Here is a 6,803-nt window from a genome sequence, read left to right on the forward strand (position 1 = left end):
GGCCCGTGGTGAACGGGCCCGGCCGGGGCGGGACGGGCAGGCGGGGAGTCAGCCGCGCTGGCGGGTCGGGCGGCGGCGCAGGAACGCCGTCCACCGGTCGAGCCGCAGCCGCCGCACGCTCCACCGGTCCGTGACGGCCGACCAGCGTTCCGACAGGGCCCAGACGACTCGGACTGAGGAGCGGGGCAGCAGCAGCGCCCGCATCCGGGTCCGGAAGCCCACCGCGCGGATCAGACCGGCCTGGATCTGCCGCGCGTCGTCCGCGAGGCCCGTGCCGGCCCTCGGGACCGGCGCGTACAGGACCTGCTCCACGGAGCGGGCCATCCGGTGGACGGCCGCCGCCGGCTCGTCCTCGAGCTTGCCCAGCCTGACGATGCGCGCCGCCGCCTTGCGAGGTGTCAGCGACTCGTCGGGGAGGATGCCGACGTCCCACGCGGAGTCGGTGACCTCCTGCCAGGCGGCCAGCGTCCGGCCAGGATCGTCCACGGCCGTCCGGCCGGCGACCGCGCCGCCGTCCGCGTCCAGGGACGCGGCGGAGGCTCCCGGTGAGCCCGGAGCCGGACCCCCACCCGGCGAACGCGCCTCGCCCTCGGCCGGTCGGCGCACCGGCACACCCAGCCGCCGGGACCTGGTCACGAGCCGCCACAGCAACGGCACGGCCAGCAGCAACAGACCGCCCACGACCCCGCTGGTCACCAGCAGCACCGTGCCCAGCGACGAGTCGTCGGCCGTCGGCGGCTGGACATCACGAGGGTCGGCCGCGCCGCACTCGCCGAGCTGCCGCTCCTGGCGGGGGCACGCGTCGTCCTCGGGCCGGTTCGACTGCTCGGGGGCCGCGGAGCTGCCCTCCTCCGGCCGAGCCGGGTCGGAGGCGCCGCCCGAAGGCGTCTGCTCCTGCGTGTACTCGGGCCGGAAGCCGCGGCTCGGCGTCGGCTCGAAGCGGGTCCACCCCACACCCTCGAAATACAGCTCGGGCCAGGCGTGGGCGTCGCGCAGGCCGACCGACACCGTGCCGTCCGACTGCGTGGTGCCGGGCTGGAAACCCACCGCGACGCGGGCGGGGATGCCGAGGGTGCGGGCCATCGCCGCCATCGAGAAGGAGAAGTGGACGCAGAAGCCCTCCTTCTGCTTCAGGAACCGGCTGATCGCGGTGACGCCCGTACCCGACCGGACGTCGGTGTTGTACGTGAAGCCGCCGGTGTCCGCGAACCACTCCTCGAGCTTCTCCGCGCGCTCGTAGTCGTTCGCCGCGCCCCTGGTCACCGTGGCCGCGGTCCGCCGGACGTCGCCGGGCAGCGCATCGGGGACACGGGTGTACTCCTGAAGGAGCGCCGCGGGGGGAGCGGGAGCGTCCGCCAGTTGCTCCTGGGTCGGCTTCACGATCAGGCTGTTGACCGAGTACTGGGTGCCTGCCGTCGTCTGCCCCCGGTCGCCGACGAGCGTCCGGCCCGCGGGCTCGTAGCGCCAGCGGCCGTCGATGGCGACCGCCGTCGCCGGATAGGGCATCGGCAGCCAGTCCTGCTTGTACGACCCGGCCGCCGACAGGTTCGTCCTGACCTCGGTGACCTGGACGGAGGGGCTCAGTCCGACCGGCTCCGGCAGCCGCTCCGGCACACCCGTGACCTTGCGCTGCGACGAGCGCCACGACGTGCCGTCGAACCGGTCCAGGGACAGGATCCGCAGATACATGTCCTGGTTGTCCGGCGCGTTGCTGCGGTAGCGCAACACCTCGCGGTTCTGGGGCTGGTTCAGGTTGTCCTGGAGGGAGACCAGCGGATTGACGGCCGAGATCGTGCCTCCGCCGCCACCCGGGCCGCCGCCGGGGCCGTTACCCACCCCGCCGATCAGTCCGCCGTCCAGGGCGGGCAGTGCCGCCGGCACGACGAGGGCGACACCGAGCGCGAGGACGCCGATCCTGCGGCCCGCCCTGACCGGTGCCTGCGGTCGGCCCTCCGTCGGGTCGAAGCCACCTGTGGAGCGGTTGCGGGTGCCCGCGCCGCCGCCGAAGACGCGGCCCCACTGGGACAACCGGTCACGGCCCTCGGCGAGCAGCAGCAGCAGATAGCCGGACGCGGCCAGCAGGAACCACAGCCAGCTCGCCTCGCCGCCGGAGAGTCCGGCGGCCACGGAGTAGAGCGCCAGCAGCGGCAGACCGGCGGGGGCGGCGCTGCGGAACGTCACCGCGAGCGCGTCCACCGCGAGGCCGATCACCAGCACGCCGCCGATCACCATCAGCCTGATGCCGTCGGTGGCCGGGGCGGGAATCGCGTACTTGCCGACGTCGTCCGCACCGGCGCGCAGCAGCTCCCCGAAGTGGACGAACGCGTCCGGTCCCGGCAGCACCCCGAGGAACGCCTGGCCCCGGGCGAAGACCACGGTGAGCAGCAGCAGCGTGACCAGAGTCTGCACCGCCACGGTCAGCGGGCGGGGCAGCGGGACCCGGCGGGCCAGCGCGCCCACTCCGGTCTGAATCGCCAGCAGGAACCCGGCCTGGAAAAGCCAGTTGGGCGGATCGACCAGCGGCAGCAGGGCTCCCGCCGCCATCAGCGTGGCGGCGAAGGCACACACCGCGAGCCGTGCGCGACCGCTCATGACCAACCTCCCGCCGAACCGTACGTGCCTGCGCCGGACGCCTCGACGCGTTCCCGTGCCGCCTGCTGCCAGAGATCCGTGAGCCGTGCGCCGGGTGTCACCGGGAGGGCCGTCCAGCCGGACTCACGCAGCTGCCGGACCCGCTTCTCGAGCGGTCCCGGTGCGGCGCCGCCGCTCACCCATGTGCCGCTGTCGAGCACGAACGCGACCGCCGAGCCGCTGCGCTGACGCATCCGGGCCGCCAGCGCGGCCTGTTCGTCGTCCAGATCGCCGAGGAAGGCGATCAGCAGACCCTCGCTACCGCCGCGCAGCACGTCGAACGAACGGGACAGGCCCGCACCGTCGGAGTGGTCCACGACGGCGAGCGTGTCCATCATCAGACCCGCGGAGTCGGCGGACTCCTGGGAGGAGCCGGCGAAGCCGTCCGCGCCCTCGCCGGGCACCGAGGTGCCAGTGTCGGTCAACAGCCGCACGGCGAAGCCGCGTTCCAGCAGGTGCATCAGCGCGGAGGCTGCGCCGGACACGGCCCACTCGAACGCCGAGTCGGGGCCCGCACCCTGATAGGCCACGCGCCGGGTGTCCAGCAGCACGGTGCACCGGGGCCGCTGGGGCTGCTCCTCGCGCCGGACCATCAACTCGCCGTAGCGGGCGGTGGAGCGCCAGTGGACCCGGCGCAGGTCGTCCCCGTAGCGGTAGGCACGGGGAATGATGTCGTCGTCGCCGGCGAGGGCGAGTGAGCGCTGGCGGCCGTCGCCGTAGCCGGAGGCCTCGCCGGCCAGACGCACAGCGGGCAGCGACTCCGTGCGCGGAATGACCGTGAGGGTGTCGAAGGCGCTGAACGAACGGGTGAGCTCGCACATGCCGAACGGATCCGTCAGCCGTAGCTGGAGCGGTCCCAGCGGGTAACGGCCCCGCAGGTCCGAGCGGACCCGGTACGAGACCTCGCGGCGGCCGCCCGCCTCGACCCGGTCCAGCACGAAGCGGGGCCGTGGCCCCAGCACGTACGGCACGTGGTCCTGGAGCATCAGCAGGCCCGTCGGCATCCGCGAGACGTTGTCCATCCGCAGATGGACGCGCGCCTCGGAACCGGCGGGCACCCTGGCGGGCGACAGTCTGCGGCTCGCGGCCACCCGGTAGCGGGTGCGGTAGAGGACGGCCACACAGATCAGCGGCAGCCCGGCGAGCAGCAGCCCGACGCGCAGCAGGTCGCTCTGGCCGAGCACATAGGCGCAGACGGCCGCCGCCACGCCGGCCGCGAGGAAGGAGCGGCCGCGCGTGGTGAGCCCTCCGAGCGCCGCACGCACCCCGCCGGCGCCCTTTGCCGCCGGGTCCGTCGAGGCGGCTCCGGCCGACATCACAGCCGCCGGGCGCCGGGCTGATGGCCGTAGAGCGGCGGCTGGGCCGTCCGGCCGGCCGTGTACGAACCGTCAGCGGTGCCGCTCGTCGGGACTGCCGTGCGCTGGACGATGTCCAGGACGACCTGCTCGGCGGTGCGGCGGTTCAGCTGGGCCTGCGCGGTGGGCAGCAGTCGGTGGGCGAGCACCTGCACGGCCAGTGCCTGCACGTCGTCCGGCAGGGCGTATTCGCGGCCGCTGAGCGCGGCGGACGCCTTCGCGGCGCGCAGCAGGTGCAGCGTGGCGCGCGGGGAGGCGCCCAGGCGCAGATCGGGGTGGCTGCGGGTCGCCGACACGAGCTCCACCGCGTAACGCCGCACGGACTCGGCGACGTGCACCGCGCGCACGGCCTCGATCAGCTTCACGATGTCGTGGGCGTGCGCCACCGGCTGCAGATCGTCGAGCGGTGACACACCGCCGTGGACGTCGAGCATCTGGAGCTCGGCGGCCGCGCTGGGGTAGCCGATGGAGACGCGCGCCATGAAGCGGTCGCGCTGCGCCTCCGGCAGCGGGTAGGTGCCCTCCATCTCCACCGGGTTCTGGGTGGCCACCACCATGAAGGGGTTGGGCAGTTCGTAGCTGTGCCCGTCGATGGTGACCTGGCGCTCCTCCATCGACTCCAGCAGCGCCGACTGCGTCTTGGGCGACGCGCGGTTGATCTCGTCGCCGATCACGATCTGGGCGAAGATCGCGCCCGGCTTGAACTCGAACTCGCGCCGCTGCTGATCGAAGATCGACACACCGGTGATGTCCGACGGCAGCAGGTCCGGCGTGAACTGGATGCGCCGCACGGAGCAGTCGATGGATCTCGCCAGCGCCTTGGCCAGCATCGTCTTGCCCACGCCGGGAACGTCCTCGATGAGGAGATGCCCCTCCGCGAGCAACACGGTCAGCGAAAGCCGTACGACCTCCGGCTTGCCCTCGATCACGCTCTCGACCGACCTGCGGACATGATCCGCTGTGGTGGTCAGATCCGTGAGGCTCGCTCGATCGTCATAGGTCGTCACCCGGCCCTCCTCGGCCCGTTCAAAGGGCCGGCGCACTTCAGACGGCACGGCCCAACCCCGAAACATGGACGCCGCCTCCGGAAGGTCCGGAAGGGGGTCACACCCGCATTCTTGTTGGCGTTGCCGCGTTGTGTCACTCGCCTGTGGATAAGTGGGCGGGATATGTCGGGGTTGAGGTGCTATATCGCGTGCTCAGCTGCTCACTCAGCGGGGTCGATCTCGCGGAGCAGGCCCGTGGTGACGTCGAAGACGAAGCCGCGTACATCGTCGGCGTGCAGCAGGAACGGGGAAGTGCGTACCCGCTGCATCGACTGCCGGACGTCCTGGTCGACATCGCGGAACGCCTCGACCGCCCACGCCGGCCGCTGCCCGACCTCCTCCTCCAGCTCGATGCGGAAGTCCTCCGTGATCGTCTCCAGACCGCAGCCGGTGTGGTGCACGAGGATCACGCTGCGGGTGCCGAGCGCGCGCTGGCTGATGGTGAGGGAGCGGATCACGTCGTCGGTGACCACTCCGCCGGCGTTGCGGATCGTGTGGCAGTCACCGAGCTCCAGTCCGAGCGCCGCGTGCAGGTCGAGACGGGCGTCCATGCAGGCGACCACGGCCACCTTGAGCACCGGGCGGGCGTCCATCCCCGGGTCCCGGAACTCCGCGGCGTAGCGCTGGTTCGCTTCGACGAGGCGATCAGTGACGGTGCCACCTGTGCGTGCGGGGGCGGCGGCGGGCTGGTACGCAGAAGTCGACATGTTTCGAAGGTAGCGGTCACCGGCCGCGCAGGCTCGGTGTGAGAGCGGACAAAAGAACGTCAACGACCCGTGCTGTGAGGTAACCCACAAGCCTGACACGGCGGGCCGCGCGACGCGCTGGCCGGTTGATTGACCGGCCGGAGCAGTGGACTAAAGTGACGCGAAGTTCACGGAGGTCGCCCACACACCCGACGGCCCCCCGCACATTCCCCGCGTGCGCGGCGTACGCACGGCCCGGCCATGACCCGCCCGCGCCGGATCTGAGAGGGCGCATGAGCCAGACCCGACACGTCCCGGTGATGCTCCAGCGGTGCCTGGACATGCTGGCCCCCGCCCTCCAGGCGCCCGGCGGAGTCGTCGTCGACTGCACCCTCGGCCTCGGCGGCCACAGCGAGGCCCTGCTCGAGCAGTTCCCGCAGACCCGCCTCGTCGCACTCGACCGGGACACGGAGGCCCTCCGTCTTTCCGGCGAGCGGCTGGCCAAGTTCGGTGAGCGGGCGACGCTGGTGCACGCCGTCTACGACGAGCTTCCCGACGTGCTCGCCCGCCTCGGGATTCCCCGCGTCCAGGGTGTGCTGTTCGACCTCGGCGTCTCCTCCATGCAGCTCGACGAGGCCGACCGCGGCTTCGCCTACGCCCAGGACGCCCCGCTCGACATGCGGATGGACCAGACGACGGGCATGAGCGCCGCCGAGGTCCTCAACACCTATCCCCCCGGCGAACTGGTGCGGATCCTGCGCGCCTACGGCGAGGAGAAGCAGGCCAAGCGGATCGTGTCCGCGATCGTGCGGGAGCGGGAGAAGGAACCGTTCACCAACAGCGCCCGGCTCGTCGAACTCATCCGCGACGCGCTGCCGCAGGCCGCCAAGCGCACCGGCGGCAACCCGGCCAAGCGCACCTTCCAGGCTCTGCGCATCGAGGTGAACGGAGAACTGGCGGTGCTCGAGCGGGCCATTCCCGCCGCGGTGTCCGCGCTCGCCGTCGGCGGGCGGATCGCCGTGCTGTCGTACCACTCCCTCGAGGACCGGCTGGTCAAGCAGGTGTTCGCGGCCGGCGCCGCGAAC

5 protein-coding genes are annotated in these 6,803 nt (G+C 72.4%); 1 reads left to right on the plus strand and 4 read right to left on the minus strand.

Going from position 1 to position 6,803, the window contains the following annotated elements; translation table 11 throughout:
* Positions 1–48 precede the first annotated feature (48 nt).
* From ACWGH4_RS27830 to ACWGH4_RS27845, 4 genes are all read right to left on the minus strand, one after another.
* A complete protein-coding gene (locus ACWGH4_RS27830; protein ID WP_453465793.1) occupies positions 49–2,592 on the minus strand; it encodes a transglutaminase family protein in 2,544 nt (847 codons plus the stop codon).
* Entirely contained in the window at positions 2,589–3,947 is a 1,359-nt protein-coding gene (locus tag ACWGH4_RS27835; RefSeq protein ID WP_453465795.1) for a DUF58 domain-containing protein, read from the minus strand. The genes ACWGH4_RS27830 and ACWGH4_RS27835 overlap by 4 nt, the downstream gene beginning before the upstream one ends.
* Positions 3,947–4,993 (minus strand): AAA family ATPase, encoded by a 1,047-nt coding sequence (locus ACWGH4_RS27840; RefSeq protein WP_453465797.1) that lies wholly within the window; start codon positions 4,991–4,993, stop codon positions 3,947–3,949. The genes ACWGH4_RS27835 and ACWGH4_RS27840 overlap by 1 nt, the downstream gene beginning before the upstream one ends.
* A 200-nt stretch (positions 4,994–5,193) precedes the next feature.
* Positions 5,194–5,739 carry a carbonic anhydrase gene (locus tag ACWGH4_RS27845; protein WP_441264296.1) on the minus strand — a complete coding sequence of 182 codons (546 nt, stop codon included), beginning with the start codon at positions 5,737–5,739 and terminating at the stop codon, positions 5,194–5,196.
* A gap of 272 nt (positions 5,740–6,011) precedes the next feature.
* Between ACWGH4_RS27845 and rsmH the strand changes: the two genes are divergently transcribed.
* A partial coding sequence (rsmH, locus tag ACWGH4_RS27850) for a 16S rRNA (cytosine(1402)-N(4))-methyltransferase RsmH (protein ID WP_453465800.1) occupies positions 6,012–6,803 on the plus strand: 792 nt, incomplete at its 3' end.

The sequence above is a fragment of the Streptomyces sp. NPDC054847 genome (assembly GCF_053610925.1).